This window comes from Arthrobacter sp. AOP36-C1-22 (assembly GCF_052377515.1).
GTDB lineage: Bacteria > Actinomycetota > Actinomycetes > Actinomycetales > Micrococcaceae > Arthrobacter_H.
The window spans coordinates 130,588-156,742 of sequence record NZ_JBQSWW010000004.1; the positions used below are offsets into that span (position 1 = coordinate 130,588).

The following is a 26,155-nucleotide window of genomic DNA, read 5'->3' on the forward strand; positions in this document are numbered from 1 at the left end:
CAGCGGCCCGGGTTTCAGGCTTGCTGACCCTGCTGCTCCAGTTGGGAGCGGACGGTATCCATATCGAGTTCCTTCACGGCTTCGATGACCTTTTCCAGCTCCTTCCCTGGCAGGGCACCCGGCTGACTGAATACGAGGATGCCATCACGGAAGGCCATCAGTGTCGGGATGGAGCTGATGCCCGCGGACGCCGACAGGGCTTGTTCGGCCTCCGTGTCGACCTTTCCAAAGAGTACGTCGGCATGGTTGTTCGAGGACTTCTCGTAGGTGGGGGCGAACGAACGACACGGTCCGCACCAGGCCGCCCAGAAGTCCACCAGGACGATGGGGTTCTCTTGCAGGGTTTTCTCGAAGTTCTTTTCGGTCAGGTCGATGGTGGACATGTTGACTCCTTTTCGTGGTGACGGTGGTTCCGTCGAATAGTTAGCGGGAGGTCGTGATGACGGGCTCTTCGTTGGAGGCGAGGAAGCGGGCCTTGCACGAGGGAATGAGGTACCTGCAGGCCACCGCGGCCACCGCCAGTACGACCCCGAGAATGCCGACCACCAGGTTGGCCGGGGCCGGTAGCTCCTGGACCAGGACGAACACGCCCATGGCCAGGACGAACACCCCAAATCCCTTGCGCAACGCGTTTTCGGGGATCCTGCCGGCCAGCCGCGAACCGACCAGTGAACCCAGGATCGCTGCGGCAGTCACCCCCGACACCAGGGCCCAGTCCAGGGAGATGGTGGTCAGGTACCCGCCCAGTCCGGCGAAGGACTTCAGGGCGATGACCACCAATGAGGTGCCGACGGCCACGGGCATGGACAGCCCGCCCATCAGCGCCAGCGCGGGAACAACAAGGAATCCGCCGCCGGCACCGACGAGCCCGGTGAACAGGCCGACGACCAGGCCTTCGAGGATGACCTTGCCCAGCGGAAGATCGCCGTCGTGCACCTGCGCACCTCCGCCCTTGCGGCCACGGATCATGGCCATCGACGTGGCAACCATCATCAGCGCGAAGGCGATCATGAGCACCGTTCCGGGGATATGTCCGCCCAGCAGTCCGCCGCCGAAGGCCCCCGCCATGCCGGCGGCCCCGAAAACCAGGCCGGTGCGCCACTTCACCCGGCCGTTGCGGGCATGACTCACGGCACTGACCGCCGAGGTGGCCCCCACCACGAACAACGAGGCGGCGATGGCCTCCTTGGGATTCATTCCTGCGACATAGGTCAGGATCGGAACGGTGAGGATGGAGCCACCCCCGCCGAGCAGGCCGAGGGAGAGTCCGATCAGCACCGAAAGGACGAGTGTCAACAGGAGGGTCAGCGTCATGGCAGGGTCCTTATCGGAAGTCGGAGGAAGGCGGGGGCCCTCGGGCTAGGCGGTGGGCAGGCCGGCGCCCTGCCAGGCGGACATGCCGCCGGCCATGGTGTCCGCCGTGTAGCCGGCGGCGTTGAGCGCATCGGCCACCTGGGCACTGCGGTTTCCGCTGCGGCAGACCACGATCACGGGGCGGTTGGCATCAAGCTCCTCCACGCGTTCGTTCAGTTGTCCCATCGGGATGTGCACGGCGCCGGGGATCATTCCTTCGGCGGTTTCGAAGTCCTCGCGGACATCGAGGACCTGTTCGGTCCTGCGGCGTTGGTCGGTTTCGGTGATCGTGGTTTCAGGCATGGTGGCTCCGTTGGGGTCAGGGGTGGAAATCAGTGGTTCGAACGCGGGATCTGGCCGATCACCGCACGAGGCGCCGGGCAGGTCGCCCCCTGGTTCCATGGCATCTTGGACAGCGCCTGGCCCATGGCGCAGGTGTTGGTGGCCGCCGAGACGGTCAGCCCGGTGCCGATCGCTCCGGAAAGCAGCCGGAGCCTGGGTGAGAGGAACTTCCCGGCCAGCAGGCCGGCGACGACCAGGGATCCGGCCACCAGGCGTACCTGACGCTCCAGGTCCCAGCGCTGGACGCCACGGACGACGTCCCCACCGGCGGCGGCAAAAGCGGGCACCCCGCCATCGAGCACCTGGGCATGGTCGACCCCGACGCCGTCGAGGCGGGTGCGCGCCTGGTCGGCACGGACCCCCGACTGGCAGACCAGCACCACGCGGCCGTCGAGTCGTTCGGCCAGTTCGGCGGTGTGCTCGGAAAGCAACGGAAGCGGCACGTTATAGGAGCCACGAATGTGCATGGTCTCGAATTCGGCGGCGGAGCGGACGTCGATGATCTTCACGTCCTGCTGCTCATCGATCCAGTTGCGGACCGTCTGCGCATCGAGATCGGTGACGGCGGGTGTTGCAAGGGACACGTCTGCTTCTTCCTGTCGGATCAGTGGTTCCCCAGCAGTCTGGCATATACCCCCCCGGGTATGCAAAAACACCCAGGGGGGTATGATGGGACAACGCCAATCATCACAAGGAGCAGACATGCAACTCGACACCGCCGAACTCACTCCGGTCATCAATCGACTCAAGCGCGCCCAGGGCCAGCTCTCGGCCGTCACCCGGATGATCGAGGAGGGACGGGAGTGCAAGGATGTCGTCACCCAGCTCTCGGCGGTCTCCAAGGCACTGGACCGGGCCGGCTTTGCGATCATTGCCACCGGACTGGAGCAGTGCCTGGCCAGCGAGGACAACTCGATGGACAAGAAGGAACTGGAGCGCCTCTTCCTCTCGCTGGCCTAACTCGTTGGACGGCGCCCCATGCCCTGACTTTGATACCCCCGGGGGTATGTGTCACAGTAGGTTGCAGCAGGACGAATCCTGCTCGTGATGTCACCGAAACCAGGAGAAACCCATGTGCCGAGCCGTAAAATGCCGCAAATGCCAGAAGACGACGTGGGCCGGATGCGGTCAGCACGTCCAGCAGGTCATGGCGAACGTCCCCCGGGCGGACCGGTGTTCCTGCGATCCGAACGCCCCCAAGGATTCCTCGGCATCCGGCGGCTGGCTCTCGCGCCTGTTCAAGCGCACACCGACCAACACCGGGGGTTAAACTGGTCTCCTGACGCCCCTGAGAGGAGCCGCCACCATGGAGCACGACGCACGCCCCACCGTTCCCCCGGCCGATAGCACCCCGCTGCTCGGCGGAAACCCGAGCGCACCCGGCCTGCGGGAATCCCATGACCCGCAAGCCGGCCCCAGGAACCCGTGGCCGGCGCTCATCGGCATGATCACGACCCTGTCGGTTCTGGTGATCGCGCTGGTCATGCTGCTCTAGAACCGCCCTCCAACACCGCGGGTTAGGCTGGTGGACCGACGCCGGACACTGCCCGGCACCCCACCCCCTGATGACGTGGAGAAGAACATGGGCGCACACGCCGCCACCGCTGGACCCCGAAAGATCATCCTGGACTGCGACCCCGGACATGACGACGCAGTGGCGATCCTGCTGGCCCACGGAAACCCCCAGATCGAACTACTGGCCGTGACCACCGTCGTCGGTAACCAGACCTTGGCCAAGGTCACCGAAAACGCCCTCGCGGTGGGCACCATCGCGGGGATTACCGGGGTCCCCTTCGCCGCAGGTTGCGACCGCCCGTTGGTCCGACAGCTCAAGACCGCCGGCGATATCCACGGCGAGACCGGCATGGACGGACCCGCCCAGCCGGAGCCCACCATCACGGTGGATCGGCGTCACGCAGTGGATCTGATCATCGAGACGGTCATGGCCCACGAACCCGGCACGGTAACCTTGGTTCCCACCGGAGGATTGACCAACATCGCCATGGCCGCCCGCAAGGAACCGCGCATCGTTGAACGGGTGCGCGAAGTGGTGCTGATGGGCGGTGGCTACCACGTGGGCAACTGGAGTGCCGTCTCCGAATTCAACATCATCATCGACCCCGAGGCGGCCCATATCGTCTTCAACGAGGACTGGCCAGTGGTCATGGTGGGACTGGACCTGACCCATCAGGCATTGGCCACCGATGAGGCCATAGCCCGGATCGAAGCCATCGGCACCAGCCCGGCGACGTTCGTGCGCGAACTGATGGATTTCTTCGCCAGGACCTACCAGGACCATCAGGGCTTCGATGCCCCACCCGTGCACGACCCTTGCGCCGTCGCCTACGTCATTGACCCGACCATCGTCTCCACCGTGAAGGTCCCCCTCGACATCGAACTGCGCGGAACCCTGACCCTGGGCATGACGGTCGCCGACTTCCGGGCCCCGGCACCCCCTGGGTGCAACACCTCGGTCGCGGTGGATCTGGACCACGGACGGTTCTGGGATCTGGTCACCGACGCCCTCGAACGCATCGGTGACGTCGACCTGTCAGCCACCCCCTCGACTCCAGCGGAGGCCACGGCATGAACACCCCCGGCGGTGCCCCGATCCGCGGAGGCCGAGTGGTGGTCGTCGGTTCCCTGAACGCCGATCTGACCATCTACACCGAACGCCTCCCCTCCCCGGGCGAAACCCTGCACGGGGAAGGTTTCACGGTGAATCCCGGGGGCAAGAGCGCCAACCAGGCGGTCGCCGCTGGCCGGCTCGGCGCCGACGTGACTCTGCTCGGTGCCGTCGGCGATGACCCGCACGGCACCATGCTGCTCGAATCCTGTTCCGCGGCAGGCGTGGATACCCAGGCGGTACGGCGCGTGGAATCGGTGGAAACCGGCGTCGCCGTGGTGACCGTGGATGCCGCGGGCGAGAACAGCATCGTCATCTCCGCCGGAGCCAATGGAACCGTCTCGGCGGCGACGATCGCCGACGCGTCGGGGCTCTTCAGGGCTGCGGCGGTGGTGTGCCTGTGCCTGGAAGTCGCCCCTCAGGCCGTGCTGGCCGCGGCCCGGGCCGGGCACGACGCCGGGGCCACCGTGGTCCTGAATCTCTCCCCGTACGCCCCCATCAGCCGTGAACTGGCCGAGCTGACATCCGTGTTGCTGGTCAACGCCCACGAGGCCTCCCAGTTCCTGGACGGCACGGGCATCCCCGCGGCCGATGACGACGATGACGCCTGGCACCCGGTGCTCGCCCGTTTCCTCGACCGCGGGCTGGACCGCGTGGTCGTCACCCTCGGTGCCCACGGATCGGTGGTGCTCGATGCCCACCCCGACGCCGCGGCCCCGATCACCAGGATCGCCCCCACCCGGGTCCACGCGGTGGACACCACCGGGACCGGAGATGCCTTCACCGGCGCGGTGGCGACCCGACTGGCGGCCGGGGACACCCTGGCCGACGCCTCGGCCTTCGCCTCAGTGGCCGCCGCCCTGGCTGCCACGCAGAAGGGCACGCAGGCGGCCTACCCCGACGAAGCAGCGGTCGCCGCGGCACGCTAGGCCCTGCGGGCCCCGCCGTGATGGGATGGTGGCATGAAACTTGCCACCCTCCGCAGGCCCGGGACCGGGGCCACCTTCGCCGCGGTCATCCACGGCGAGACGGCCCACGAACTGACGGGCTTTTCCGACGTCGGGGGCTTTTTGGCCGCCGACGAGCAGAGCCGCGCCGAATCCGTCGCGGCGGCCGATCCCGCCGCCTCCCTGCGGACCACGCCCCCGGGGATTCCGGTGACCGAGGCCGACTTCGCGACCTTGGTGGGAGCCCCGGAGAAGGTCTTCTGCATCGGGCTGAACTACCGCAACCACATCCTGGAGACCGGGCAGGAACTGCCCGAGCACCCCACGGTGTTCACGAAGTTCGCCCGCTCGCTCACCGGCCCGATGGACCCGATCGACGTGCCGCCGGAGGACCACCGGCTCGACTGGGAGGGCGAGTTGGCCCTCGTCATCGGCGCCCCGGGCCGCCGGATCCCCGAAGCCGATGCCGCCAAGCACATTGCCGGCTACGCGGTCGCCAACGACATTTCGATGCGCGGTTGGCAGGGCCGGACCACCGAATGGCTGGCCGGCAAATGCTGGGAGGCCTCCACCCCCGTGGGCCCCTATCTGGTCAGCGCCGACGAGTTTCCGGACCGGGCCCGCATCCGCACCCGCGTCAACGGCGAAACCATGCAGGAGGACTCGACCGCGGATCTGGTCTTCGGCCCCGCCCGCCTGGTCGCCTACCTCTCCACCCTGGTGACGTTGGTCCCCGGGGACCTGATCCTCACCGGGACCCCGGCAGGGGTGGCCCTGGGGCGTCGCAACGAACAGGGCCGCCACCCCTGGCTCAAGGCCGGGGATGTGCTCGAAACAGGCATCGACGGGCTCGGCACCCAACGCAACCGGATCCGCTAGGAGGTCGCTGGGTCCTGGCTCAGCCGGCCTCGGTGAAGGAGAGGCAATACAGCAGGTTCGCCACCGTGCTGCGATCCGCGGCATCCGGGTCCGCGGCGGCGATCGCCTCGACCAGTTCCTCATGACCTTCGGCCCGGCACCCGTCGAAACCGCGGTGGAGGCGTTGGGCCAGCTTGGACCCGTGGAAGACGTCGCCGAAACTGGCATACAGTTCGACCAGCAGGGCATTGCCGGAGGCACGCGCCACCGCCAGATGGAACTTCCAGTCGGCGTCGATCCACCCCTCGATGTCCTCGGCCTCCCAGGCCCGACGACGTTCGGTCAGGATCACCCGCAGCTGCTCCACCTCGGCGTCCCCGGCGACGGCCGCGGCCAAGCGGGCGGCCTGGGCATCCAGGGCGAATCTGACCTGCATGACTTCCTGGTCGGAATGACGCTGGTAGACCTGCCCGATGGCGCCTTCGATCTCGCTGCGGGTGCGCACATAGGTCCCGTCCCCGCGCCGGACCTCCAGCATGCCCGCATGCGCCAGTGCCTTGATGGCCTCGCGCAGCGTGCCCCGGGAGACGGCGAAGCGTTCGATCAGCGCCGGCTCCGCAGGGATTCGCGCCCCGACCGGCCACTCACCAGAACTGATGGCCCGGCGCAGGGCATCGGTGACTTGTTGGACCAAGGGCGTCCGCGACGGAATGCTCATGCCGCCACCTCGCGCCGGGGCGACCTGCCGGCCCGGCGCCCCGGACCGCTCGGGCCATCGGAGGTCAACGCGAGCGCCAGCAGCAACTGGACCACGGCGACGGCGAACAACACCCACAACGGTCCGGTCCAGCCGCCCGTCCGGGTATGCAGCAGCGCGAGGCCGAAGGGTCCCGCGCTGGCCACCAGGTAGCCCACCGACTGGGCGACCGTGGAGATCGCCGTGGTTTCCGCGGCATTGCGGCCACTGCGGCTGATGACCACCAGCAGCAAGGGGAAGATCGTCAGTCCAAGGCCCAGCAGGACCACGGAGAGGACGGAGAAGTCGACCGGCAGCAGGATCAGGCAGCACAGACCCAGCAGGATCCCGACACAACAGACCATGAAGGCCGGGCGCAGCAGGTGCGGGCGGGTGGCCATGGCCAGCAGCACCACCGTTGCGGGAATCGTGACCAGCTGCATGAGCCCCAACATGATTCCCGCGTTCGCGGGGGCCATGCCCCGGGAGATCAGGATGACCGGCAACCAGCTGATCAGCGAATAGACCAACAGCGCCTGGACCGTGAAGAACCCGGTGATCAGCAGGCCCTTGCGGGTCCGCAGGACGGCCAGCAGCGATCCCCCGGATTCGGCCGGGGCCACCGGGTCGGCGGCATCCTGCCGGGGCCGCGGTCGACCGGCGATCGCCAACGGGAGGAAGACCAGGACCGAGACAGCGGCCAGGATCGACCAGGCCGCCAAACCCAGGCTCGGGGATCCCAGCTGCCGGGCCAGCGGGACGCCGAGCGCCGAGGCGGCCGTGGCCCCGAGGGACATCGTGATCGTGTACGTCCCGGTCAGGGCCGAAGTCCGGTGGGCATAGTGCTCCCGGATGAAGGAGGGCATCGCCACGTTGCACAACGCGATCCCGCACATTCCGGCCACGGTGCCCACCAGCAGCATGCCCACCGAGGGGATCGCACGGATCGCCAGCCCGGCGGCCAGGATGATCAGGGCCAGCAGGATGGTCCGTTCCACACCGATCCTGCGGACCAACCAGGCCGTCGCCGCACCGGCGAAGGCGAAGGTGACCGTGGGGATGGAGGGGAGGATGGCGGCCACCAGCGGCCCGTACCCGAGCACGGCCTGCAGATCGTGGAACAAGGCGGCGGCACTGGTGATGCCGGCCCGCAGGTTCAGCCCCACCAGCACCACGGCGAGCACCCCGAGCACCGTGATCCACCGCCCCCGGGGCAGGACGACGGCCGGTGGATCGGTGGTTCTCGAGGAAGGCATGGGAAAACATTAGACGTCTGATGTTTACTGGACCAACTGTTGTGATCCACATCCTGTCCGTGGTTCGTTTTATGCTGGGTTCATGACTTTCACCACCTGCGACCTGTTCGACGACGACGAATCGCTCCAGACCCTGTCCCTTCAGCTGCAGAACCTGGGCGGTCGGACCCGCTTCAGCGGCCCGGTCCGGACCATCCGCTGCGACCGCGACAACGCCCTGCTCAAACAGACCCTGAACAGCCCCGGCGAGGGCGCCGTGCTCGTCGTCGACGGCGGCGGCTCGCTGGAAACCGCGCTCATGGGGGACATGATCGGTGAAGCCGCCGTGGCCAACGGCTGGTCGGGTGTGGTCATCCACGGCTGCATCCGTGACCGCGTCGCCCTAGCCGAACTGGACCTGGGCGTGAAGGCGATGGGCTCGAATCCGCGCAAATCCTCCAAACACGGCACCGGGGAGGCCGACGTCGTCCTCTCCTTCGGCGGGGTCGACTTCCGGCCGGGGGCCATGCTGCATTCGGACGAGGACGGGATCGTCGTCGAGGCCTGAGCCGCCCGGCGATAGTTCGTTGCGGCCACCGGCATGACGGGAGCAGACCCGATGAGCACCAGGGCACCACTGCGCCTGTGCCGTTCGATCGCGGTCACCTCCACGGTGATGGCCCTCGCTGCCGGGGCGCACGTACTCGGCGGCGGACCGCTGCCGGGACTGCCGGTCCTGGTGCTGCTCGCGGCACTGGTCAACCTGCCCGTGGTGCTGCTGGCGGGTCGACGCCTGTCCCTGCCCACGCTCACCGCCGTCCTGGGGCTCGGCCAATGGTCCCTGCATCATGCCTTCGCCTGGTTCGCCACACCACCGGACTGCACCGGCGGGGCACCGGAGGTCCCCTTCGGCCACCACGGCTCCGTGGTGGCCGGGATCTGCGGCAGCGCGTCCCCGCTGGCCCACGGGGCGGCAGCCCACTGGGGGTCCATGGGTCTGCCGATGATCACGGCCCATCTACTGGCCATCTTCCTCTCCGCGGTGGCGTTGGCCCGCGGCGAGGCGGCCTTGTGGATGCTCATGGCCTGGCTCTCCCCGCTGGCCTCGCTGCCCCGCCCGGCCCCCTTGGCACCGAAGGGCCCCGCCCAGCAGGCCATGTTCGCCCTGCCGCTCCTCCGGCCCCGGTCCAACGCCCGCGCCGAACGTCTGCGCGGACCACCCCGGGCACTCCTCCCGCGTTCGCTGCGCCCCTGACCCGACGGGGCGGCGGATTCGGGGCATCCCCTCCCACCCCGGGAACCGGAGTGGGAGCACCGTGAACCGCCCGAAGGCCGTGCCCCGCACGGCCCATTGCAAAGGAAACCCCATGACTTCTCCCCACGCCGCTCCGACCCGCCACCGGGTCCTGACCTTCACGGCGGCCCTCGCCGCCACCGGCGCCCTGATGGCCCTGGGTGCCGGGGCCGCCTCCGCCCACGTGACCGTCAGTCCGAACCAGACCGCCGAGGGCTCCTACGCCCAGGCGACCTTCAGCGTCCCCAATGAATCGGAGTCGGCCACCACCGACAAGCTGACCGTCTCACTGCCGACCGATACCCCGTTCATGTCGGTGAGGGTCAAGCCGGTCGACGGTTGGAAGGCCACCGTCAAACGCACCAAACTGGACGAGCCCGTGGAATCCCACGGTTCCACGGTGACCGAGGCGGCGAGCTCGATCACCTGGACGGCAGACCGGGCCCACCGGATCGGCCAGGATGAGTTCCAGACGTTCACCGTCTCTCTGGGCACCCTGCCGGAAGCCGGCACCGATGTGGTCCTGCCCGCCTCCCAGCATTACACCGACGGGTCCGTGGTGAAGTGGGACGAATCCGCGAAGGACGGTGCCGAACCCGAGCATCCGGCCCCCACCTTCACCACCACCGCGGCCGCCGACGACGAGCCGGCCGCCTCGGCGGCCCCGTCCGGCACGGCCGGGGCCGCGGACGCCCCGGCGGCCGGCTCGGAGGGAACGGCGACGGCCGCCTTGTGGATCGGGGTCGCAGGAATCCTGCTGGGCGCCGTCGCCCTGGTGCGGACCGTCGGTTCGCGCAGGAACCAATAGCACTACCCGGTGGCCCGTCGTTCCGGCGGGCCACCGGGCCCCGACTCCTTGAAAGCGAATCCCATGAACCAGCATCGGTCCACCCTCTCGTTGCGGAAGGCCGGCACCCGTGCGGCGGGCCTGCTCGCCGTTCTGCTCCTGGCCCTTCTGGGGCCCATCGGCGCCGCGAGCGCCCACGACCAGTTGATCTCCAACGACCCCGGCTCCGGCTCCACCGTGGAGGCCATGCCGCAGAAGATCGTCCTGACCTACAACAACACCCCCATCGCCATCGGCTCGGAGATCCGGGTCGAGGACGACGCAGGCACCAACTGGGCCGCCGGCCCCGCGAAGGTCACCGACCGCGATGTCGAACAGGCCATCCAGGACGGGACCCCGGCCGGCGAGTACACCGTGAAGTGGCGGGTGGTCTCCTCCGATGGCCATCCGATCCAGGGGACGTTCACGTTCACCACCACCAGCGGGGCGCCGGAAGGTGCCGCCACGCCATCGGCGGCCGCGGACGAGGACACCGGCGAATCCACCCGGGAGGCCGATGGGCAGGGTCTGGCCCCGTGGATCATCCCGACCGGGCTTGCGGTACTGATCGTCATCGGTGCCGGGACGGCCATCCTCTGGCGTCGACGCCCCGGCAACTAGGCCGGGCCGCCACAGACGGGATCAGGCGTTCCAGAGTCCGTAGGAGTCGGCCAGATCCGCGATCTTCTGGGCGCGGGCCAGACGCGGCAGGTAGGAGCCGTCGCCGACCGAGGCGCCGGCGGCGTGGGCCTCGAGCAGCTCGTGGGCCCAGGAAAGCTCGTCGGTGCTCGGGGAGAGGTCCTCGTTGATGTCATCGACCTGTGAGGCCGAGAGGCTCAGCTTGCCGGTCATCCCCATCGTGGCGGTGGTCCGGCAGCTGGCGTGTACGGCCTCGGAGCCGGCCCCGGCGGCCGCCGGACCGTCGATGGCCCCGGGCAGCTGGCCGACGCGGGAGGCCACCACCAGCTTGCCGCGGGCATAGGCCAGGGCCAGCGGGTCGTCGGAGACGCCGGTGTCCTTGCGGAAGTCGTTGACGCCGAAGGCCAGCCGGAACGTGCCGGGGGCCGAGGCGATCGGGGTGGCGTTTTCGATGCCGACCGCCGATTCGATCAGGGCCAGGACCGGGGTGCCGGCCTGCAGGCGCATCGCCGTCAGGGTCACCTGTTCGGGCTTTTCGGTCATCGCCAACATGACCCCGCGCAGCCCCTTGGCCTTGGACAACGCCGCCAGGTCCTCGGCCCAGAACTCGGTTTCGATCCCGTTGACCCGCACCCAGGCGGTCATCCCGGTGCTCAGCGCCTCGACCACGGCATCGCGGGCCTCGGCCTTCTGGTCATCGGGCACGGAGGCTTCCATGTCGAAGATGACGGAGTCCGCTTCGGAGGACAACGCCGGGGCAAACGATTCGGGGTTCGCGGCATTGACCAGCAACCACGAGCGGGAAAGTTTGGCAGGCAGGGACGCGGCGCGGCGGTTACGAAGGGACATACCTACACACTACCGAGTTGGCGCCCCCGCCTTCCACCGGACGGGGCGGGCATCACACCCGGCCCGGGAGGTTGTGCCTCCCGGTGCCTCATGCTTGACTTTCAGTGCCCACGAAAACCCACGTCAACCACTAGTCAGCGGAGGCTTCCATGCCAGGTCATCGCCACGCCACCCCGGAGAACGGCACTGCTGCCGATACCTCCGCGAAGGGCCGCAACGCCCCCTCGCCCGACGACGATCGCAAGCCCTCGGCCCCGACCGACCTACGCGGCCCCTCCTGGAAATACGTGTTGAAAAGGTCCATGCACGAGTTCACCCGGAACAAGTGCACCGATATGGCGGCGGGTCTGACCTACCACGCGGTGCTTTCGGTCTTCCCGGCCCTGCTGGCGATGGTCTCCCTGCTGGGCGTCGTCGGCCAGGCCGAATCCACCACCAAGGCGCTGATCGGTTTCCTCGAACAGTTCGCCAGCGAGGGAGTCGTCGATACGTTGCGTCAGCCCATCGAACAGCTGGCCAACACCCCGTCGGCCGGGTTGGCCCTCATCGTCGGCATCCTCGGCGCCCTGTGGTCGGCCTCGGGCTACACCGGGGCCTTCGGACGGTCGATGAACAAGATCTACGACGTGGCCGAGGGCCGCTCCTTCTTCAAGCTCAAGCCGGTGCTGCTACTGGTGACCCTGGTGATGCTGTTGGTCGCCGTCGTCGTGGTGGTCCTGCTGATCGTCTCGGGCCCCATCGCCAAGACCCTCGGCGACCTGATCGGTTTCGGCGACACCGCCGTCATGGTCTGGGGCATCGCCAAATGGCCGCTGGCCGTGCTGCTGGTCATCCTCGTGATCGCCATCCTCTACTACGGCACCCCGAACGTGAAGCAGCCCAAGTTCCGGTGGCTCAGCATCGGTTCGGTCATCGCGTTGGTGGTCCTGGCGGTGGCCACCGTCGGATTCTTCTTCTACGTCTCCAACTTCGGCAGCTACAACGCGACCTACGGGGCCATTGGCGGGGTCATCGTCCTGCTGCTGTGGATCTGGATCGCGAACCTGTCGTTGCTGCTGGGAGCCGTCTTCGACGCGGAGATGGAAAGGGCCCGCCAGCTCCAAGGTGGCATCAAGGCCGAACGGTCGGTGCAGTTGCCCCCACGCGACACCAAGGCCAGCGATAAGCAGGCCCTGGTCGAGGAACGTGACGTCCAGGCCGGCAGCTCTTTGCGGCACCAGTCGGTGCGCGAGCCCGAAGACAGCTAGCGGGCGAGCTTCTTGAGGTTGACGGCGGGGTCGGCCAATTGGGCGGGGTCCACGCGGATCCGCCGGTCGATGATCCGGCGGGCCGCCTTCACCGCCAGCCCGCCGTCGACCGCGGCACAGCCGAGCAGATAACCCTCGCCGTCAACCCGGAAGGCCATGACGGGCACGCCGTCGGCCTCGCGGATCACGGTGGTCCCCGGGGCGGTCAGCGACCCCACGCCCTCGACGTGGACCCCGTGGCGGTCGGACCAGAACCAGTCGGCCCGTGGGGCCGGGGCGTCGCCCCCGATGATGGCCGAGGCGGCCTGGTGTCCGGAGTTCATGGCGTTCTCCCAGTGCTCCGCCCGGCGTTTGAGCACGCCGCCGGTGGTGCGGGTCCGGGCGCAGTCCCCCACAGCGTAGACGCGTCGGTGGCTGGTGCGTTGCCTCTCATCCACGATGATCCCGCCGTCGACCTCCAGCCCGGCCGACTCGGCGAGCGCCGTGTTGGGGGTGATCCCGACCCCCACCAGGACGGCGTCGGCGGTGATCTGCTCCCCGCTGGCCAGCGCGATCCGGTGGTGTTCCCCGTCGCGGGTGATGGTTTCGGGGATGCCGGTCACCACGGTGATCCCCTTCTCGGTGTGCATGGCGTGCAGACGCCGGGCCAGTTCCGGGCCGACGGCCGGGACCAGGGGCGGATCCATGGGGTCGATGAGGACGACGACGGCCCCGAGTTCACGGGCGGCGGACGCGGTTTCTGCCCCGATGAGTCCCGCCCCGATGATCGCCAACCGGGTGCCGGGCCGCAGCACCGTGCGCAGCCGGTCCGCGTCGGCCCGGTGGCGCAGCTCCAGCACGGTATCCAGGTCGCCGCCGGGGATCGAGAGCTTGCGGGCTGTCCCCCCGGTGGCCAGCACCAGCACGTCCGCGGCCAGGGCCGTACCGTCGGCCAGGACGGCTTCGCCGGCCCCCGGGCGCACGGTGGCCACGGTGCCGGTGAGGATCTCGACCTCGTGCTCCCGGCACCACGCGGCGTCGGCGAGCAGCAGGCCGGCCTGATCGGTGTGCCCGAGCAGATAGGCCTTGCTCAAGGGGGGCCTGTCGTAGGGCAGCCCCTCGGGATCCACGATCCGCACCCCGCCGGTATGGCCCAGGCTGCGCAATTGGCGGGCCACGGAAAATCCTGCCAGCCCGGCACCGATGATCAGGACCGAGGCTTCCGGCCCCGGTGCCGCCTGGTCGTGGCTGGCTACGGGGTTCATGCCCGGTTCCTCTCGTGGATGTCTTCGATGATCTGCAAGGTGGCCACGGCATCCGCCGGGTCCACCGGAAGCGGGCCGTGGCCGTGGACCCCGGCGGCGAAGCTGCGATAGAACTTCGGATAGGCGCCCACGTCGGAGGGCACCGTCTCCATGGCCCCCGGCACGCCGAGGCGGCCCCACTCGTTATCGGGCACCCGCCCATATCCGGCGTCGTCGGGTTCCATTCCGGCGTCGAGCGCCGCCTCCTGCCCGTCGGTTCCCCACGTTTCGAAGCCGGCCTCGGTCCCCAGGACCCGGAAGCGGGGTGCCGGGACCGCGAAGTGCAGCCCGACCGATAGATGCGAGTCCACCCCGCTGTGGTGCCGGATGACGATGGAGGCATCCTCATCGGCATCGGAACCGCCGGTGCTGAGGCGCCGGGTCAGCCCGTACACCGAGTCCGCCGGCCCGAACAGGACCAGTGCCTGGTCGATGACGTGGGTGCCCAGATCGAACAGGACTCCCCCGCCGCCGGCGATCCCCGCGCTGTCCTTCCAATCGCGCAACCCCGCGGGTTTCCACCGTTCGAACCGTGATTCGAAGGTGTGCACCTCGCCGAGCGCCCCGTCCCGGACCAGACGCGAGAGAGTCAGGAAGTCGGCGTCCCACCGACGGTTCTGGAACACCGAGAGTTTCACGGCGGCGGCCCGGGCCGCCTCGATGACTTCACGCCCCTCGGCAGCGGAAGTGGCGAAGGGCTTGTCGAGAACCACATGCAGGCCGTGGCCGATCGCTCTCAGGGCCAGGGCGGCATGGGTCGCTGGCGGGGTCCCGATGACCACCACATCGAAGTCGGCGGCCCGGGCGAAGAGGCTCTCGGCGTCCGGCATGATCAGCGTGTCGGGATGGGCCGCGGCGGCAGCAGCCGCGCGTTCGGGGTTGCCGGTGATGATCGCGTCGAGGGAATAGTCGGGGTCCGCGGCAATCAGGGGGGTGTGGAAGACCCGGCCGGACAGCCCGTATCCCAGTACGGCAGTACGCAATTTCGGGCGCGGGATCACGTTGGCTCCTTCGGGACGGTCATACGCCAAACCCTACCAATCCGGGCGCCGGCGGCGCGGGCACGTAAACTGTCCCCAGGGTCCGGAACGCATCCACGCACCGGCCCACCCCCGGCAGTCCGGGCCCGGAAACAACCGGGGACGGACGGAACCGGCCCGCGTCGACGAAAGGTAGTGCCATGGCCAAGGACCCGCAGGATCGCCCGAAGCCGGCGAAGACCCCCCGGGAGCCGGCACCCGGAACCCCCTCGGGTGGCGCACCCGCCGGAGGGACCCCCGAGCACCGCCCCGGAACCAGCGACGGGGCCGGACGCCCCGAGGACCCGATGCGGGTGACCCGCAGCGGGGTCATGTGGACGGCAACCGTCCTGGCGTTGGTGTTCCTGGTGCTGCTGATCATCTTCATCGCGCAGAACACCAATACGGTGCAGCTGCGCTACTTCGGCTGGGAGGGGACGGTCCAACTCGGACTGGCGCTCTTCGTTGGAGCGGTCGGCGGCGGCATCATCGTAGCCATTGCCGGTGCCGCCCGCATCGTCCAATTGCGCAGCCACGCCCGCAAGGGAAGAGTCAAGCCGGGCAAACCCGGGAAGAAATCCACGCAGTAGGTCCCCACAGACGAAGGGCCGCCCCGCATTCCGCGGGGCGGCCCTTGACTTTTTCCCTGCCGGCGACCGGTCAGCCCTTGCGGGCCTGCTTGATCAGTTCGGCGCACCGCTCACCGATCATCATGGTGGTGATGTTCGGGTTCACGGTGACCTGCTCGGGCATCACCGAGGCGTCGGCCACGCGCAGCCCCGTGACCCCCTTGACCCGCAGTTCGGGGTCCAGCGGCGACAGATCGTCGTCGATGGGCCCCATGCGCACGGTGCCGACCGGATGGTAGACGGTGTTGTGCGTGCGCCGGATGTAGTCGGCGATCTCCTCGTCCGACTGGGTTTCCGTCCCCGGGTAGAGTTCGCGCCCGGCCCATTCGGCCATGGCCGGCTGGGAGACGATCTCGCGGGCCTTGCGGATGCCGGCGATCATCACGCGCATGTCATGGCCTTCGGGGTCGGTGAAGTAGCGCGGGTCGACCTTGGGCTTATCGCGGAAGTCGCCGCTGCGCAGGCGCACGGTACCGCGTGACTTCGCGTGGGTGACGTTCGGGGTCAGGCAGAAGCCGTTCTCCGTGGTCGGGTAGCCCTGACGCAGGGTGTGCATGTCGAAGGGCACCGAACCGTAGTGCATCATCAGGTCGGGACGATCCAGGCCCTCGGTGGTCTGCGTGAAGATCCCGATCTCCCACCACTGGGTCGATTCGGACACCATCGGCTGCTTCGCTTCCCACTGGATGACCCCCTCGGGGTGGTCCTGCAGGTGTTCGCCCACCCCGGGGGAATCCACGCGGACCTCGACCCGGTTCTCCTTCAGCTGTGCTGCCGGGCCGATCCCCGAGAGCATCAACAGCTTCGGCGAGTCGATGGCCCCGGTGGAAACGATGACCTCCTCGCGGGCGGTGAGGTGATGGGTCTTGCCGAATCCGTTGTCCACGACCGCGACGCCGGTGCACCTGTTGGCCTCGTCGAAGGTCAGGACCTTGGCTCGCAGCCCGGTGAGCAGATGGAAGTTCTTCCGGTCGGCAATCGGGTGGATGTAGGACACCGAGCTGGAGGAGCGGGTGCCGTCGGCCTTGCGGTTGATCTGGAAGAAGTTCGCCCCGTTGGTGACGGTGGCGTTGTCGTTGAACTTCGCCCGCGGGATCCCGGCCTGTTCGGCGGCGTCGAGCACCGCCACGCCGCTGGGATCCGCCGGGGGGACGTTCATCAGGTGCACGGGCCCGGAGTCGCCGTGGTGCGGGGCCCCGGGCCCCGCGTCTTCGTTGGTCTCCAACTGCTTATACAGCCGGAAGGCGGTCTCGGCGTTCCAACCGGTGGCCCCGTATTTCGACTCCCATTCGTCCAGGTCCTCGCGCGGGGCCCAGAAGGCGATGCAGGAGTTGTGGCTGGAGCACCCGCCCATCACCTTGGCGCGGGCGTGGCGCATGAACGAGTTGCCGTTCTCCTGCTCCTCGATCGGGTAGTCCCAGTCGTAGCCGGATTCGAGTAGTTCCATCCAGCGGTCCAGCTGCAGGATCTCATCGATTCCCCGGTCATCGGGACCGGCCTCGACCAGGGCCACCTCGAGTGAGGGATCCTCGCTCAGGCGGGCGGCGACGGCGGCACCGGCGGACCCGCCGCCGACGACGATGTAGTCGAAGGCCGAACCGTCCAACGTCTCGAAATCAGTCATTTTAAGTACTCTCCTTGGCTCAGGCTCGGAAACGGGCTAGGTGTTCTATGCCGCGAGGTTGGTGACACCGATTGGCGCGCGGCTGGCTGGGGGCCTGCCCTTGAGCGCGGTGTGTGATCGAGTGTAGTTGTAGTGGTCCAGGAATCCTTGCAGGGCCGCCGTTCTTTCGGCGTTGCTGGCCCAGGCTTGCCGGTGGGCCCATTCGCGGGCCAGTGTGCGCTGGTAGCGCTCGACCTTGCCGTTGGTCTGCGGACGGTAGGGCCGGGTGAACTTGTGCCGGGTACGGGACTTGGCCAGCGCGGCGGTGAACAGCCAGGACCTGTAGCAGGAGCCGTTGTCCGTCAGGACCCGGCGGATGCGAGTGATCCCGTGACGGCGGAAGAACTTCACGGCCCGTTCCCAGAATCCGGCGGCGGTGGCTCCCTTTTCGTCGATGTGTTCCTCGGTGTAGGCCAGCCGGGAGTGGTCATCGACGGCTGAATGCAGGTACACGTAGCCGGCGCGGGCACCTGCATTCTTGGCGCGGCTGGAGGCCTTGTGCTGGGCCGAGCCCCGGCCATGGATGCGCCAACCGCCACCGTCGGGGATGAAGCCGATCTTCTTCACATCGGCGTGGACCATGTCCCCGGGCCGGTCCCACTCGTAGCGGACCACGGGCTCGCGCAGGTCCTCCCCGGACACGTCCAGGTCCCGGAGCCGGGAGATGCCATGGCGCAGCAGGATCCGGTAGATGGTCGAGGCCGGTAGCTCGATGCCTTTGGTGACGAGCAGCCCGACCAGCTGCATCGGGCCGAGCTTTTCCTTCCGGCGTAGCTGGCAGACCCGTGCTTCGATGTCCGGGTCGGTCTGGTTCGGGCTGGTCTCGGGGCGTGAGGACCGGTCTTCGAGCCCTGGTTCGCCTTCCGCGGTCCAGCGGGCGTACCAACGCCCGAGTGTCTGACGGGCAATCCCCGCCTCGGAAGCGACGTGGCAGATCGGGCGGCCGGCATCAACACGCTCACAGAGGCGGCGACGTCCTTCAGGGGTCAGCGGGGCGTTACGGTGGGACATCGAGGGCCTTTCTTTTCGGCGTTTTGCTTGGTCGCTTAACACCGAATCCAAGAAAGGCCCTCTTTAGCTATCCGCCACACCGGGCGTCACCAACCTCCATGAGCAGAACAGCTAGGCGCGGTCGGCGAACCAGCCGGTGACTTGCGGGGCCGTGTTCTGGTAGATGTGCTTGGCTTCCTGGTACTCGCCCAGCCCGGTCGGGCCGAGCTCGCGACCGACGCCCGACTGGCCCATGCCGCCCCATTCGGCCTGCGGCAGGTAGGGGTGGAAGTCGTTGATCCAGATGGTGCCGTGACGCAGGCGTCCGGCGACCCGCTGGGCCCGTCCGGCATCCTGGGTCCAGACGGCGCCGGCCAGGCCGTAGACGGTGTCATTGGCGGTGGCAACGGCTTCGTCCTCGGTGGAGAACGTCTCGACGGTGACCGTGGGACCGAAGGCCTCGTCCGTGACGACGGACATGCCCCGGCTGACCTGGTCCAGGATGGTCGGCAGGTAGTAGTGCCCGGCCCCCAGCCCGGTTCCGTCCTCCTCGGTGGCGGCCCGACCGCCGGTGCGCAGACGGGCGCCTTCGGCGACGCCCCTCTTCACGTAGGCGTCCACCTTCTGAAGGTGGGCGGCGGAGATCAGCGGGCCGGTTTCGGCCTCGTCGTCGTAGGGGCCGCCGATGCGGATGTCCTCGGCCCGGCGGACCAGTTCATCCACGAAGGCTTCGGCGATGGACTCGTGGACGAGCAGCCGGGCCCCGGCTGAGCAGACCTGGCCGGAATGCACGAAGGCACCGTTGAGGGCGTTGTCCACGGCGGCGTCGAAGTCGGCGTCGGCGAAGACGACGTTGGGGTTCTTGCCTCCCAGTTCCAGCGCGACCTTCTTCACGGTTCCTGCGGCGCCTGCGGCGATCACCCGACCGGTGACCAGGCCGCCGGTGAAGGAGACCATGTCGATGTCGGGGTGGCTCGACAGCGGGGCCCCCGCGGTGGCCCCGGCACCGGTGACCAGGTTCGCGACGCCGTCGGGCAGACCGAGTTCGGCGAAGAGGTCCATGATCAGGATGGACGTCGACGGCGTCAGCTCGGCGGGCTTGAGCACGAATGAACACCCCGCGGCAATGGCCGGGGCCATCTTCCAGGCGGCCTGCAGCAGCGGGTAGTTCCAGGGGGTGATCATCCCGCACACACCGACCGGTTCGTAGGCGATGCGGGAGACGACCGTGTTGTCCCCGGCATCGACGACGCGTCCGGCATCCTGACCGGACAACCGGCCGAAGTACTCGAAGCAGTTGGTGATGTCGTCCATGTCGATCCGCGATTCGAGGATGCGCTTGCCGGTGTCACCGGTCTCGGCGCGGGCGAACTCCTCCTTGCGTTCACGCAACCGCTCGGCGACCTTGAGCAGGAAGGCCCCGCGTTCGGGAGCCGGAACCGAGGACCAGACCCCGGAGTCGAAGGCCGCCCGGGCCGCGGCGATCGCCCGCTCGGTATCGGCTGCTGCCGCCTCGGAGGCCGTGGCGACATGCGTGCCATCGGCCGGGCAGATGATCTCGCGGGTTTCACCGGAGGCTGCCGCCTCCCATTGCCCGCCGATGAACAGTGTGTGCTGGTTGGGGTACGGGGTCTGCGGCGTAGCGGTCATGCCTGCTCCTTCGGGTTGCGGGGTGCTTCGTCTTCGGGGCCGATGGCGGCGCCGAAGCAGGCGAACTGGTGGGTCAGCGTCCGGTCGGGTCCCGGGGGCCGTCACCGGCGGGTGGCCAGGCATTCGGTGGCCGGGCGGATCCGGCCGTTTTGCTCGAAGTCATATTCAGCACAGTAACAAGAAGGAGGGCCGACGTAGAGTGCCCGTGCATGTTAGCACGGGGTATCGGTGAGCAAACGCACACCGGAACCGGCCGGTCGCCGCCGGCTCCCCTTGGCCCTTCCCCCGGCATGACGCAGGATGGGGGCATGTGGTTCGGTTGGGTTGAGTTCGATGTGCTGCTCGGCGATGTGCACTCGCTGAAGGCCAAACGCGCCGTCGTCCGCCCCCTCGTGGCCGAACTGCGGCGACGCTTCGAGGTGTCCGTCGCCGAAACCAGCCACCAGGACCTCCACCGGCGGGCCGGCATCGCCGCCGGTGTCGTGGCCGCGGATGCCGGCCACGCCATCGAGGTGCTCGACGGCGTCGAACGCCTGGTCGCGGGCCGGCCCGAGATCGACCTTCTCAGCGCCCGGCGCCGGCTCCACTCCTCCGAGGACGAGTAGGGTCCTCCCCGGTCCGGCCTACTCCCCGGAGGCGACCTCCTGCACGGCCGCGGCCACCGCGGCGGCCACCCGCGGGTCCAGGGGCGAAGGGACGATGAAGTCGGCAGCCAGGTCCCCACCGACCAGATCGGCGATGGCCCGGGCCGCAGCGATCTTCATCCGTGGGGTGATCCGCCGTGCCGACGCGTCCAGGGCCCCGCGGAAGATCCCCGGGAAGGCCAACACGTTGTTGATCTGGTTCGGGAAGTCGCTGCGCCCGGTGGCGACGACCTGCCCGAAACGGGCCGCGACCTCGGGCATGACCTCGGGGTCCGGATTCGACAGCGCGAAGATGATCGCGCCGTCGTTCATGGCCTCCAGATCCTCCGCGGGGACCTGCGAGGAGGAGACCCCGATGAAGGCGTCGGCCCCGTCGAGGGCCTCGCGGATCCCGCCCATGACCGAATCGCGGTTGGTGATGGCCGCATATCTGGCCTTGATCGGGTTCAGGTCGTTCCGGTCACGGTGGATGACCCCCTGTGAATCGACCAGCACGACGTCGCCGATGCCGACATTGACCAGGATGTCGGTGATCGCGATGCCTGCGGCCCCGGCGCCGGAGACGACCACGCGCAGCCCGGCCAGCTCCTTGCCGACCACCCGGGCCGCGTTGGTCAGTGCCGCCAGGACCACCACCGCGGTTCCATGCTGGTCGTCGTGCATCACCGGGCAGTCCAGGGCCTCGATGAGGCGTTCCTCCAGTTCGAAGCAACGCGGTGCCGAGACGTCCTCGAGGTTGATCGCCCCGAAACTGGGACGCAACCGGACCAGGGTCTCGATGATCTCCTCGACATCGGTGGTCTCGAGCACCAGCGGAATGGAGTTCAACCCACCGAATTCCTTGAACAGGGCACATTTCCCTTCCATGACGGGCAACGACGCCGCGGCGCCGATGTCGCCCAGCCCCAGCACGGAGGTCCCGTCGGAGACCACGGCCACCAGCCGGGAAGCCCAGGTGTGGGTGGCGTGGCGGGCCGGGTCCTCGGCGATCGCGCGGGAGACCTGGGCGACCCCCGGGGTGTAGGCGATGGACAGGGCCCGCTTCGAATCCAGGGCCATCGTGGACTGGACGGAGAGCTTTCCGCCTTCATGGGCGGCAAAGACCTCCCCGCTGCTCACGGGCGTCGTGGGGCCGGGGGTGGTTTCAGGGGTGGTCGAGATGGACATGTGGATGCTCCTGGAGAAAGACTGCCGTTCGGGAAGCGGGCCCGGCGCGGATGAACGCGGACTGCCTGTTCTCCGGCGACCGGGTCGTCACGCGAAGGGCAGCCTGCCCTGCTCTGCGGCGGCCGGCCCGGGGTGGTGGCTCGCGGCGCTGGCGCAGTGGTCAGTACTTTCTTTAGACCGTTGTCCACCAGAGTAGGGCATCGATGGAGCCGACCCAACCATGACGGTGGCCCTAGCCGGCCTCGGCCTCGGTGGCCCCGGGGGCGACCACCCGGCCGTCGGGGCCGATCCGTCGGGCGTTGGCCAGCACCGGCAGTTTCCGGCGGGCCTGCTCGACCTCTGCGAGGTCGAGGTCCACGACGGTGAGCTCGGGGCCCTGCGGCAGGCAGGCCAGCGTGCGGCCCAGCGGTGAGATGACGGCGCTGCGGCCGACCCCCAACGGGGTGCTGTCGGTGGCGGGGCGTCCGCTGGCCGCGGGGTCGGCCTGGTCGCAGGCGACGATGAACGTCGTCGTATCCAGTGCCCGGGCCCGGATGAGGGCCTCCCACTGCTCGGCCTTGTCCGGGCCGTCGCCCCAGGAGGCACACACCAGGTTCACCGTGGCGCCGGCCGCCGCGTTCGCCCGGAACAGATCGGGGAAACGCACGTCGTAGCAGATCGACAGCCCGAAGACGACGCCGTCGAGTTCGAAGGTGGCGATCGATCCACCCGCGGTCACGGCATCGGATTCGGCGAACCCGTAGGCGTCGTAGAGGTGGATCTTGTCGTAGCTGGCCTCCACCCCGGGGCCGGTGGCCAGCAGCGTATTGCGCACGCGCCCGTCCTCGCCGGGGGTGAACATCCCGTGGACCGTGACGATGCCCAGTTCGGCCGAGAGGGCGCGGATCCGTCGGGCCCAGTCCCCGTCCAGGGGCTGGGCCACCTCGGCCAGCGGGTTGCCGAAGGCGCACATGGTGGCTTCGGGAAAGACCACGACGGCGGCACCGGCGTCCCGGGCCCGGGCCGCCCGGTCACGGACCAGACCGAGGTTGGCCTCCAGATCGGCGGTGGAGTTGATCTGGGCCAGAGCGATTTTCAACGTCATGTCTTCGAGGTTGCCATACCCCGCCGATCCGCCCAAGGGCCCCGCCGGCAGGGCATGATGGTCTCATGCCACAGGAGATGACTGCCTTGACCAGAACCACCCAGCATGAGGCGCTGGCGGGACCCGACGCCGCCCGGCTGGCCCGGGCGTTGGGGGAGTCCGCCGATGCGACGGTGTTCGTCAACGGCACGGCACTGCGCCTGCCGTCGGCGGCGGCCGGAGCCGTCTTGGATCTGCTCGGCCGCCTGGCCGACGGGGAAGCGGTCGTGCTCAGCACCGCCGAGCGATGGCTGAACACTTCCCAGGCGGCCCGGCTGGCCGGGGTGTCCAACACCTACATGCGCAACCTCACCGATGCGGGGACCATCCCGGTCGAGTACCGCGGCAGCCACCGCAGGATCAAGCCCGCGGACATCACGGCCTGGGTGGCCTCCCGGCGGGTGGAGGCCCCGCCCGCGGATCAAGGGGGCGGCGAGACCCCCGAATAAACATCTCCTCGGTAACAACTGTTGCCTCATGGTGAACCCATGTTGTTACGATGTGAGGGTGAACACAGCAGAGAACCCCACCGCCCAGGACCGCGAATCGTTGCCCACCGAATCGGAGCTTGCCCTTGAGCGGGCCGAGGCCTCGACCCGACACGAGAGCCTGTTCTCCGAACGCGCCGCCAACATCAAGCAATCCGCCGTCCGGGACGTCTTCGACATCTCGCTGCGCCCGGGGCTGGTCTCGCTGGCCGGGGGAAACCCCTACCTCTCGTCGCTTCCCTTGGAGAAGATCGGGACGATGGCCCACCAGCTCATCGCCCAGGAGGGGCTGACTGCCCTACAATACGGTGGTGGCAAGGGCACCATCGAGCTGCGCCAACACATCTGCGAGGTCATGGCCGAGGAGGGCATCACCGACGTCGACCCCGAGAACATCGTGGTCACCGCCGGCTCACAATCGGCCCAGGACGTAGCCTGCAAGGTCTTCTGCGACCCCGGCGACGTCGTGCTGTGCGAGGACCCCACCTACGTCGGGGCCCTGAACACCTTCGAGGCCCACCAGATCCAGGTCGAATCGGTCGCCATGGACGAGGACGGGCTGGTTCCCGAGGCCCTGCGTGAACGCATCGCCGAGGTCACGGCCACCGGTAAGCGGATCAAGTTCCTCTACACGATCCCCAACTTCAACAACCCCTCGGGCATCTCGCTGGCCGCCGCACGCCGTCAGGAAGTCGTCGACATCTGCCGCGAGGCCAACATCCTCGTCCTCGAGGACAACCCCTACGGGCTGCTGAAGTTCGACGGCGAGCCCTACCCGACGCTGCGGGCGGACAACCCGGACGACGTGATCTACATGGGCTCGTTCTCCAAGATCCTGGCCCCCGGCCTGCGCATCGGCTGGGCGTTGCTGCCCGAGCACCTGACCCGCAGGTTCTACCTGGCCAGCGAGGCGGTGGTGCTCTGCCCACCGACCCTGAACCAGATGCTGATCACCAGCTACCTCGACGGGCATGACTGGCGCGGCCAGATCTCCGCCTACCGCGGACTGTATGCCGAGCGTTGCACGGCCATGCTCTCCGCCCTCGAGGAACTCATGCCGGAAGGGGTCCACTGGACCACGCCGACCGGGGGCTTCTTCATCTGGGTCACCCTCCCGGAGGGGATCGACACCTACCCGCTGCTCGCCGAGGCCATCGACGACGGCGTCGTCTTCATCCCCGGGGCGGCCTTCACCCCCGGGGACGAGCCGAACAACCGGTTGCGACTGGCCTTCAGCGCCATCGACCCGGAGAAGATCCACGAGGGCGTCAAGCGTCTGGCGGTCGTGTTGAACCGGGCCATCGACGCCGCCTGATCCCTCCGTGGGCCTCCAGGCCCCCGGTTCGTTACCGCTGCCCTGCGGACTGTTCGTGGAACCACGGCCGGACATCGAGGGTGATCCGGTTCCGGGCCCCCGGGGGTCCGGGGTGCCCGTCCAGGTCGTAGGCCTCGTCGCCGGCCCAGGCCACGATCGGGTGGCCCTCGTCGTTGCGGGCCCCGACGCTTTTGAAGTCCGCCGGTTCACTGGCCCGTGCGGCGGCCACCGCCGCTGCCGCGCTCCGGTGGCCGCTCAACCAGTTCAGCGTCATCCAGGTGGGCGGGACCAGTTCCATGGACCCGCCGGCGTGGCGTTCCAGGGCCTCGGCCGGGGTCAGCCACGCGTGATCGACATGCTCCTCGGGACTGAGCCGGAGCGGCCCGGTGGCCTCTGTGTCCACCGCCGCCAGGAAGAACCAGGTGAGCAGCCGTTTCGGCACGCTGGGCGGCGGGGTCCAGATGGACAGGGCGGCCAGATCCTCCTGGGCGATCACCATCCCGGTCTCCTCCCGGGTTTCGCGTACGCCGGCACACCGGGCGGCCCCGGCGGGCGGATCGGGGCAATCCCGCGGGACCTCGTCCCGGTCCTCCGGATCGACGTGGCCTCCGGGAAAGACCCAGGCCCCGGCGAAGGAACCGCGGTGGGAGGGCCGTTCCAGCAACAGCACCTCCAGTCCGCGGGGCGCATCGCGCAACAGCACCACGGTGGCCGCATCACCGTGCAGGGCGGGCTCGTGCGTGGCCTCGGGCATCGACGGTCCTTCGTCCCTCATCGGGTGGGTTCCGGACCGGGACCCCGGTAGGGGATCTCCCGGGAGTCCAGCTGCTCCAGCTGCAACACCAGCCACGGACTGAAGGCCCAGGGGGTGGCGCGGACCGCGGCGACCAGGTCCTGCGGAGCCACCCAGTGGTGTTCGGCGACTTCGCTGGGCCGGGGGGCGACCCCGGAGGCGGCCCGGGCGAAATACACCGGGCAGAACTCGTTCTCCACCACCCCCGAGGCATCCTCGGCCCGGTAGGCGAACTCCGGCAGGACCATCTCGACGGCACCCAGCTCCATCCCGAGCTCGAACCCGGCCCGACGGTGCACGGCATCCTCGCGGGGTTCACCCGGTGCGGGATGCCCGCAGACGGAATTCGTCCACACCCCAGGCCAGGCCTTCTTGGCCAGGGACCTGCGGGTGACCAGGACGCGCCCTTCGGCGTCGAAGACATGGCAGGAGAAGGCCA

At 68.7% G+C, this 26,155-nt stretch carries 31 protein-coding genes; 15 read left to right on the forward strand and 16 right to left on the reverse strand.

Annotated elements, in window-relative coordinates:
* Positions 1-14: 14 nt before the first annotated feature.
* The 4 genes from trxA to ACT3S6_RS04125 are packed head-to-tail and all read right to left on the reverse strand — an operon-like array spanning position 15 to position 2,279.
* Entirely contained in the window at positions 15-383 is a 369-nt protein-coding gene (trxA, locus tag ACT3S6_RS04110; protein WP_444553887.1) for a thioredoxin, read from the reverse strand.
* Between the two features lie 40 nt (positions 384-423).
* The gene (locus ACT3S6_RS04115; RefSeq protein ID WP_444553888.1) at positions 424-1,314 is read right to left on the reverse strand and encodes a sulfite exporter TauE/SafE family protein; all 891 of its coding nucleotides are present in this window, start codon (positions 1,312-1,314) and stop codon (positions 424-426) included.
* Positions 1,315-1,359: 45 nt separating this feature from the next.
* The gene (locus ACT3S6_RS04120) at positions 1,360-1,656 is read right to left on the reverse strand and encodes a rhodanese-like domain-containing protein (protein ID WP_444553889.1); all 297 of its coding nucleotides are present in this window, start codon (positions 1,654-1,656) and stop codon (positions 1,360-1,362) included.
* A 29-nt stretch (positions 1,657-1,685) separates the two neighbouring features.
* A complete protein-coding gene (locus tag ACT3S6_RS04125) occupies positions 1,686-2,279 on the reverse strand; it encodes a rhodanese-like domain-containing protein (protein ID WP_444553890.1) in 594 nt (197 codons plus the stop codon).
* A gap of 118 nt (positions 2,280-2,397) precedes the next feature.
* Between ACT3S6_RS04125 and ACT3S6_RS04130 the strand changes: the two genes are divergently transcribed.
* The 6 genes from ACT3S6_RS04130 to ACT3S6_RS04155 all read left to right on the forward strand — a co-directional run bounded on the left by ACT3S6_RS04130 (position 2,398) and on the right by ACT3S6_RS04155 (position 6,147).
* Complete coding sequence (locus ACT3S6_RS04130; protein WP_444553891.1) at positions 2,398-2,655, forward strand: metal-sensitive transcriptional regulator; 258 nt, start codon at positions 2,398-2,400, stop codon at positions 2,653-2,655.
* Positions 2,656-2,767: 112 nt separating this feature from the next.
* Entirely contained in the window at positions 2,768-2,965 is a 198-nt protein-coding gene (locus ACT3S6_RS04135) for a hypothetical protein (RefSeq protein WP_444553892.1), read from the forward strand.
* A gap of 36 nt (positions 2,966-3,001) precedes the next feature.
* On the forward strand, positions 3,002-3,190 hold the full coding sequence (locus tag ACT3S6_RS04140) for a hypothetical protein (protein ID WP_444553893.1): 189 nt from the start codon (positions 3,002-3,004) through the stop codon (positions 3,188-3,190).
* Positions 3,191-3,277: 87 nt separating this feature from the next.
* Positions 3,278-4,285, forward strand: a complete 1,008-nt coding sequence (uriH, locus tag ACT3S6_RS04145) for a uridine-preferring nucleoside hydrolase UriH (protein WP_444553894.1) — start codon at positions 3,278-3,280, stop codon at positions 4,283-4,285.
* Positions 4,282-5,250, forward strand: coding sequence for a ribokinase (locus ACT3S6_RS04150; protein WP_444553895.1), 969 nt, complete (start codon positions 4,282-4,284; stop codon positions 5,248-5,250). Before uriH ends, ACT3S6_RS04150 begins: the two co-directional genes overlap by 4 nt.
* A 33-nt stretch (positions 5,251-5,283) precedes the next feature.
* On the forward strand, positions 5,284-6,147 hold the full coding sequence (locus tag ACT3S6_RS04155; protein ID WP_444553896.1) for a fumarylacetoacetate hydrolase family protein: 864 nt from the start codon (positions 5,284-5,286) through the stop codon (positions 6,145-6,147).
* Positions 6,148-6,166: 19 nt separating this feature from the next.
* On the opposite strand, the gene ACT3S6_RS04160 is transcribed toward ACT3S6_RS04155, so the two are convergent.
* Both ACT3S6_RS04160 and ACT3S6_RS04165 read right to left on the reverse strand, forming a co-directional pair.
* Positions 6,167-6,844: a FadR/GntR family transcriptional regulator gene (locus tag ACT3S6_RS04160; protein WP_444553897.1), complete on the reverse strand. Its 678-nt coding sequence runs from the start codon at positions 6,842-6,844 to the stop codon at positions 6,167-6,169.
* A complete protein-coding gene (locus ACT3S6_RS04165; RefSeq protein ID WP_444553898.1) occupies positions 6,841-8,118 on the reverse strand; it encodes an MFS transporter in 1,278 nt (425 codons plus the stop codon). The genes ACT3S6_RS04160 and ACT3S6_RS04165 overlap by 4 nt, the downstream gene beginning before the upstream one ends.
* Before the next feature lie 82 nt (positions 8,119-8,200).
* On the opposite strand from ACT3S6_RS04165, the gene rraA reads away from it, so the two are divergent.
* The 4 genes from rraA to ACT3S6_RS04185 all read left to right on the forward strand — a co-directional run bounded on the left by rraA (position 8,201) and on the right by ACT3S6_RS04185 (position 10,838).
* Positions 8,201-8,665, forward strand: a complete 465-nt coding sequence (rraA, locus tag ACT3S6_RS04170; RefSeq protein WP_444553899.1) for a ribonuclease E activity regulator RraA — start codon at positions 8,201-8,203, stop codon at positions 8,663-8,665.
* Between the two features lie 51 nt (positions 8,666-8,716).
* Positions 8,717-9,352, forward strand: coding sequence for a hypothetical protein (locus ACT3S6_RS04175; protein WP_444553900.1), 636 nt, complete (start codon positions 8,717-8,719; stop codon positions 9,350-9,352).
* A 112-nt stretch (positions 9,353-9,464) separates the two neighbouring features.
* Complete coding sequence (locus ACT3S6_RS04180; RefSeq protein WP_444553901.1) at positions 9,465-10,199, forward strand: YcnI family copper-binding membrane protein; 735 nt, start codon at positions 9,465-9,467, stop codon at positions 10,197-10,199.
* Between the two features lie 63 nt (positions 10,200-10,262).
* The gene (locus ACT3S6_RS04185; RefSeq protein ID WP_444553902.1) at positions 10,263-10,838 is read left to right on the forward strand and encodes a copper resistance CopC family protein; all 576 of its coding nucleotides are present in this window, start codon (positions 10,263-10,265) and stop codon (positions 10,836-10,838) included.
* Positions 10,839-10,859: 21 nt separating this feature from the next.
* Here ACT3S6_RS04185 and ACT3S6_RS04190 read toward each other — a convergent pair whose 3' ends face one another.
* A complete protein-coding gene (locus ACT3S6_RS04190; protein ID WP_444553903.1) occupies positions 10,860-11,705 on the reverse strand; it encodes an HpcH/HpaI aldolase/citrate lyase family protein in 846 nt (281 codons plus the stop codon).
* 149 nt (positions 11,706-11,854) lie between these two features.
* On the opposite strand from ACT3S6_RS04190, the gene ACT3S6_RS04195 reads away from it, so the two are divergent.
* On the forward strand, positions 11,855-12,952 hold the full coding sequence (locus ACT3S6_RS04195; protein ID WP_444553904.1) for a YihY/virulence factor BrkB family protein: 1,098 nt from the start codon (positions 11,855-11,857) through the stop codon (positions 12,950-12,952).
* Here the strand turns inward: ACT3S6_RS04195 and ACT3S6_RS04200 are convergent.
* Together ACT3S6_RS04200 and ACT3S6_RS04205 are read right to left on the reverse strand one after the other, a co-directional pair.
* Positions 12,949-14,196 carry an NAD(P)/FAD-dependent oxidoreductase gene (locus ACT3S6_RS04200; protein ID WP_444553905.1) on the reverse strand — a complete coding sequence of 416 codons (1,248 nt, stop codon included), beginning with the start codon at positions 14,194-14,196 and terminating at the stop codon, positions 12,949-12,951. The genes ACT3S6_RS04195 and ACT3S6_RS04200 overlap by 4 nt on opposite strands.
* Positions 14,193-15,236, reverse strand: coding sequence for a Gfo/Idh/MocA family protein (locus ACT3S6_RS04205; RefSeq protein ID WP_444553906.1), 1,044 nt, complete (start codon positions 15,234-15,236; stop codon positions 14,193-14,195). Before ACT3S6_RS04205 ends, ACT3S6_RS04200 begins: the two co-directional genes overlap by 4 nt.
* A gap of 179 nt (positions 15,237-15,415) precedes the next feature.
* Between ACT3S6_RS04205 and ACT3S6_RS04210 the strand changes: the two genes are divergently transcribed.
* On the forward strand, positions 15,416-15,844 hold the full coding sequence (locus ACT3S6_RS04210; protein WP_444553907.1) for a LapA family protein: 429 nt from the start codon (positions 15,416-15,418) through the stop codon (positions 15,842-15,844).
* Between the two features lie 70 nt (positions 15,845-15,914).
* On the opposite strand, the gene ACT3S6_RS04215 is transcribed toward ACT3S6_RS04210, so the two are convergent.
* The 3 genes from ACT3S6_RS04215 to ACT3S6_RS04225 form a co-directional block, all read right to left on the reverse strand.
* On the reverse strand, positions 15,915-17,507 hold the full coding sequence (locus ACT3S6_RS04215; RefSeq protein ID WP_444553908.1) for a GMC family oxidoreductase: 1,593 nt from the start codon (positions 17,505-17,507) through the stop codon (positions 15,915-15,917).
* 45 nt (positions 17,508-17,552) lie between these two features.
* A complete protein-coding gene (locus tag ACT3S6_RS04220) occupies positions 17,553-18,557 on the reverse strand; it encodes an IS481 family transposase (RefSeq protein ID WP_444553909.1) in 1,005 nt (334 codons plus the stop codon).
* A gap of 111 nt (positions 18,558-18,668) precedes the next feature.
* The gene (locus ACT3S6_RS04225) at positions 18,669-20,186 is read right to left on the reverse strand and encodes an aldehyde dehydrogenase family protein (RefSeq protein ID WP_444553910.1); all 1,518 of its coding nucleotides are present in this window, start codon (positions 20,184-20,186) and stop codon (positions 18,669-18,671) included.
* A 308-nt stretch (positions 20,187-20,494) separates the two neighbouring features.
* On the opposite strand from ACT3S6_RS04225, the gene ACT3S6_RS04230 reads away from it, so the two are divergent.
* Entirely contained in the window at positions 20,495-20,791 is a 297-nt protein-coding gene (locus ACT3S6_RS04230) for a DUF503 domain-containing protein (RefSeq protein ID WP_444553911.1), read from the forward strand.
* A gap of 18 nt (positions 20,792-20,809) precedes the next feature.
* On the opposite strand, the gene ACT3S6_RS04235 is transcribed toward ACT3S6_RS04230, so the two are convergent.
* Positions 20,810-21,997 carry an NAD(P)-dependent malic enzyme gene (locus tag ACT3S6_RS04235; RefSeq protein WP_444553912.1) on the reverse strand — a complete coding sequence of 396 codons (1,188 nt, stop codon included), beginning with the start codon at positions 21,995-21,997 and terminating at the stop codon, positions 20,810-20,812.
* 232 nt (positions 21,998-22,229) lie between these two features.
* Positions 22,230-23,075 (reverse strand): carbon-nitrogen hydrolase family protein, encoded by an 846-nt coding sequence (locus tag ACT3S6_RS04240; protein ID WP_444553921.1) that lies wholly within the window; start codon positions 23,073-23,075, stop codon positions 22,230-22,232.
* A gap of 83 nt (positions 23,076-23,158) precedes the next feature.
* Between ACT3S6_RS04240 and ACT3S6_RS04245 the strand changes: the two genes are divergently transcribed.
* Together ACT3S6_RS04245 and ACT3S6_RS04250 are read left to right on the forward strand one after the other, a co-directional pair.
* Entirely contained in the window at positions 23,159-23,569 is a 411-nt protein-coding gene (locus tag ACT3S6_RS04245; RefSeq protein WP_444553922.1) for a helix-turn-helix domain-containing protein, read from the forward strand.
* A gap of 58 nt (positions 23,570-23,627) precedes the next feature.
* Positions 23,628-24,923, forward strand: a complete 1,296-nt coding sequence (locus ACT3S6_RS04250; protein WP_444553913.1) for an aminotransferase-like domain-containing protein — start codon at positions 23,628-23,630, stop codon at positions 24,921-24,923.
* A 31-nt stretch (positions 24,924-24,954) separates the two neighbouring features.
* On the opposite strand, the gene ACT3S6_RS04255 is transcribed toward ACT3S6_RS04250, so the two are convergent.
* The gene (locus ACT3S6_RS04255) at positions 24,955-25,677 is read right to left on the reverse strand and encodes an NUDIX hydrolase (RefSeq protein WP_444553914.1); all 723 of its coding nucleotides are present in this window, start codon (positions 25,675-25,677) and stop codon (positions 24,955-24,957) included.
* Positions 25,678-25,694: 17 nt separating this feature from the next.
* Positions 25,695-26,155, reverse strand: a 461-nt coding sequence (gene idi, locus ACT3S6_RS04260; RefSeq protein WP_444553915.1) for an isopentenyl-diphosphate Delta-isomerase, incomplete at its 5' end; no start/stop codon positions are given.

What these genes read in the sequence shown, in the direction of transcription:
- trxA (WP_444553887.1), bottom strand. Translation starts at nt 383, where the DNA reads ATGTCCACCATCGACCTGACCGAAAAGAACTTCGAGAAAACCCTGCAA.
- ACT3S6_RS04115 (WP_444553888.1), bottom strand. Translation starts at nt 1,314, where the DNA reads ATGACGCTGACCCTCCTGTTGACACTCGTCCTTTCGGTGCTGATCGGA.
- ACT3S6_RS04120 (WP_444553889.1), bottom strand. Translation starts at nt 1,656, where the DNA reads ATGCCTGAAACCACGATCACCGAAACCGACCAACGCCGCAGGACCGAA.
- ACT3S6_RS04130 (WP_444553891.1), top strand. Translation starts at nt 2,398, where the DNA reads ATGCAACTCGACACCGCCGAACTCACTCCGGTCATCAATCGACTCAAG.
- ACT3S6_RS04135 (WP_444553892.1), top strand. Translation starts at nt 2,768, where the DNA reads ATGTGCCGAGCCGTAAAATGCCGCAAATGCCAGAAGACGACGTGGGCC.
- ACT3S6_RS04140 (WP_444553893.1), top strand. Translation starts at nt 3,002, where the DNA reads ATGGAGCACGACGCACGCCCCACCGTTCCCCCGGCCGATAGCACCCCG.
- uriH (WP_444553894.1), top strand. Translation starts at nt 3,278, where the DNA reads ATGGGCGCACACGCCGCCACCGCTGGACCCCGAAAGATCATCCTGGAC.
- ACT3S6_RS04150 (WP_444553895.1), top strand. Translation starts at nt 4,282, where the DNA reads ATGAACACCCCCGGCGGTGCCCCGATCCGCGGAGGCCGAGTGGTGGTC.
- ACT3S6_RS04155 (WP_444553896.1), top strand. Translation starts at nt 5,284, where the DNA reads ATGAAACTTGCCACCCTCCGCAGGCCCGGGACCGGGGCCACCTTCGCC.
- ACT3S6_RS04160 (WP_444553897.1), bottom strand. Translation starts at nt 6,844, where the DNA reads ATGAGCATTCCGTCGCGGACGCCCTTGGTCCAACAAGTCACCGATGCC.
- ACT3S6_RS04165 (WP_444553898.1), bottom strand. Translation starts at nt 8,118, where the DNA reads ATGCCTTCCTCGAGAACCACCGATCCACCGGCCGTCGTCCTGCCCCGG.
- rraA (WP_444553899.1), top strand. Translation starts at nt 8,201, where the DNA reads ATGACTTTCACCACCTGCGACCTGTTCGACGACGACGAATCGCTCCAG.
- ACT3S6_RS04175 (WP_444553900.1), top strand. Translation starts at nt 8,717, where the DNA reads ATGAGCACCAGGGCACCACTGCGCCTGTGCCGTTCGATCGCGGTCACC.
- ACT3S6_RS04180 (WP_444553901.1), top strand. Translation starts at nt 9,465, where the DNA reads ATGACTTCTCCCCACGCCGCTCCGACCCGCCACCGGGTCCTGACCTTC.
- ACT3S6_RS04185 (WP_444553902.1), top strand. Translation starts at nt 10,263, where the DNA reads ATGAACCAGCATCGGTCCACCCTCTCGTTGCGGAAGGCCGGCACCCGT.
- ACT3S6_RS04190 (WP_444553903.1), bottom strand. Translation starts at nt 11,705, where the DNA reads ATGTCCCTTCGTAACCGCCGCGCCGCGTCCCTGCCTGCCAAACTTTCC.
- ACT3S6_RS04195 (WP_444553904.1), top strand. Translation starts at nt 11,855, where the DNA reads ATGCCAGGTCATCGCCACGCCACCCCGGAGAACGGCACTGCTGCCGAT.
- ACT3S6_RS04200 (WP_444553905.1), bottom strand. Translation starts at nt 14,196, where the DNA reads ATGAACCCCGTAGCCAGCCACGACCAGGCGGCACCGGGGCCGGAAGCC.
- ACT3S6_RS04210 (WP_444553907.1), top strand. Translation starts at nt 15,416, where the DNA reads ATGGCCAAGGACCCGCAGGATCGCCCGAAGCCGGCGAAGACCCCCCGG.
- ACT3S6_RS04215 (WP_444553908.1), bottom strand. Translation starts at nt 17,507, where the DNA reads ATGACTGATTTCGAGACGTTGGACGGTTCGGCCTTCGACTACATCGTC.
- ACT3S6_RS04220 (WP_444553909.1), bottom strand. Translation starts at nt 18,557, where the DNA reads ATGTCCCACCGTAACGCCCCGCTGACCCCTGAAGGACGTCGCCGCCTC.
- ACT3S6_RS04225 (WP_444553910.1), bottom strand. Translation starts at nt 20,186, where the DNA reads ATGACCGCTACGCCGCAGACCCCGTACCCCAACCAGCACACACTGTTC.
- ACT3S6_RS04230 (WP_444553911.1), top strand. Translation starts at nt 20,495, where the DNA reads ATGTGGTTCGGTTGGGTTGAGTTCGATGTGCTGCTCGGCGATGTGCAC.
- ACT3S6_RS04235 (WP_444553912.1), bottom strand. Translation starts at nt 21,997, where the DNA reads ATGTCCATCTCGACCACCCCTGAAACCACCCCCGGCCCCACGACGCCC.
- ACT3S6_RS04245 (WP_444553922.1), top strand. Translation starts at nt 23,159, where the DNA reads ATGACTGCCTTGACCAGAACCACCCAGCATGAGGCGCTGGCGGGACCC.
- ACT3S6_RS04255 (WP_444553914.1), bottom strand. Translation starts at nt 25,677, where the DNA reads ATGCCCGAGGCCACGCACGAGCCCGCCCTGCACGGTGATGCGGCCACC.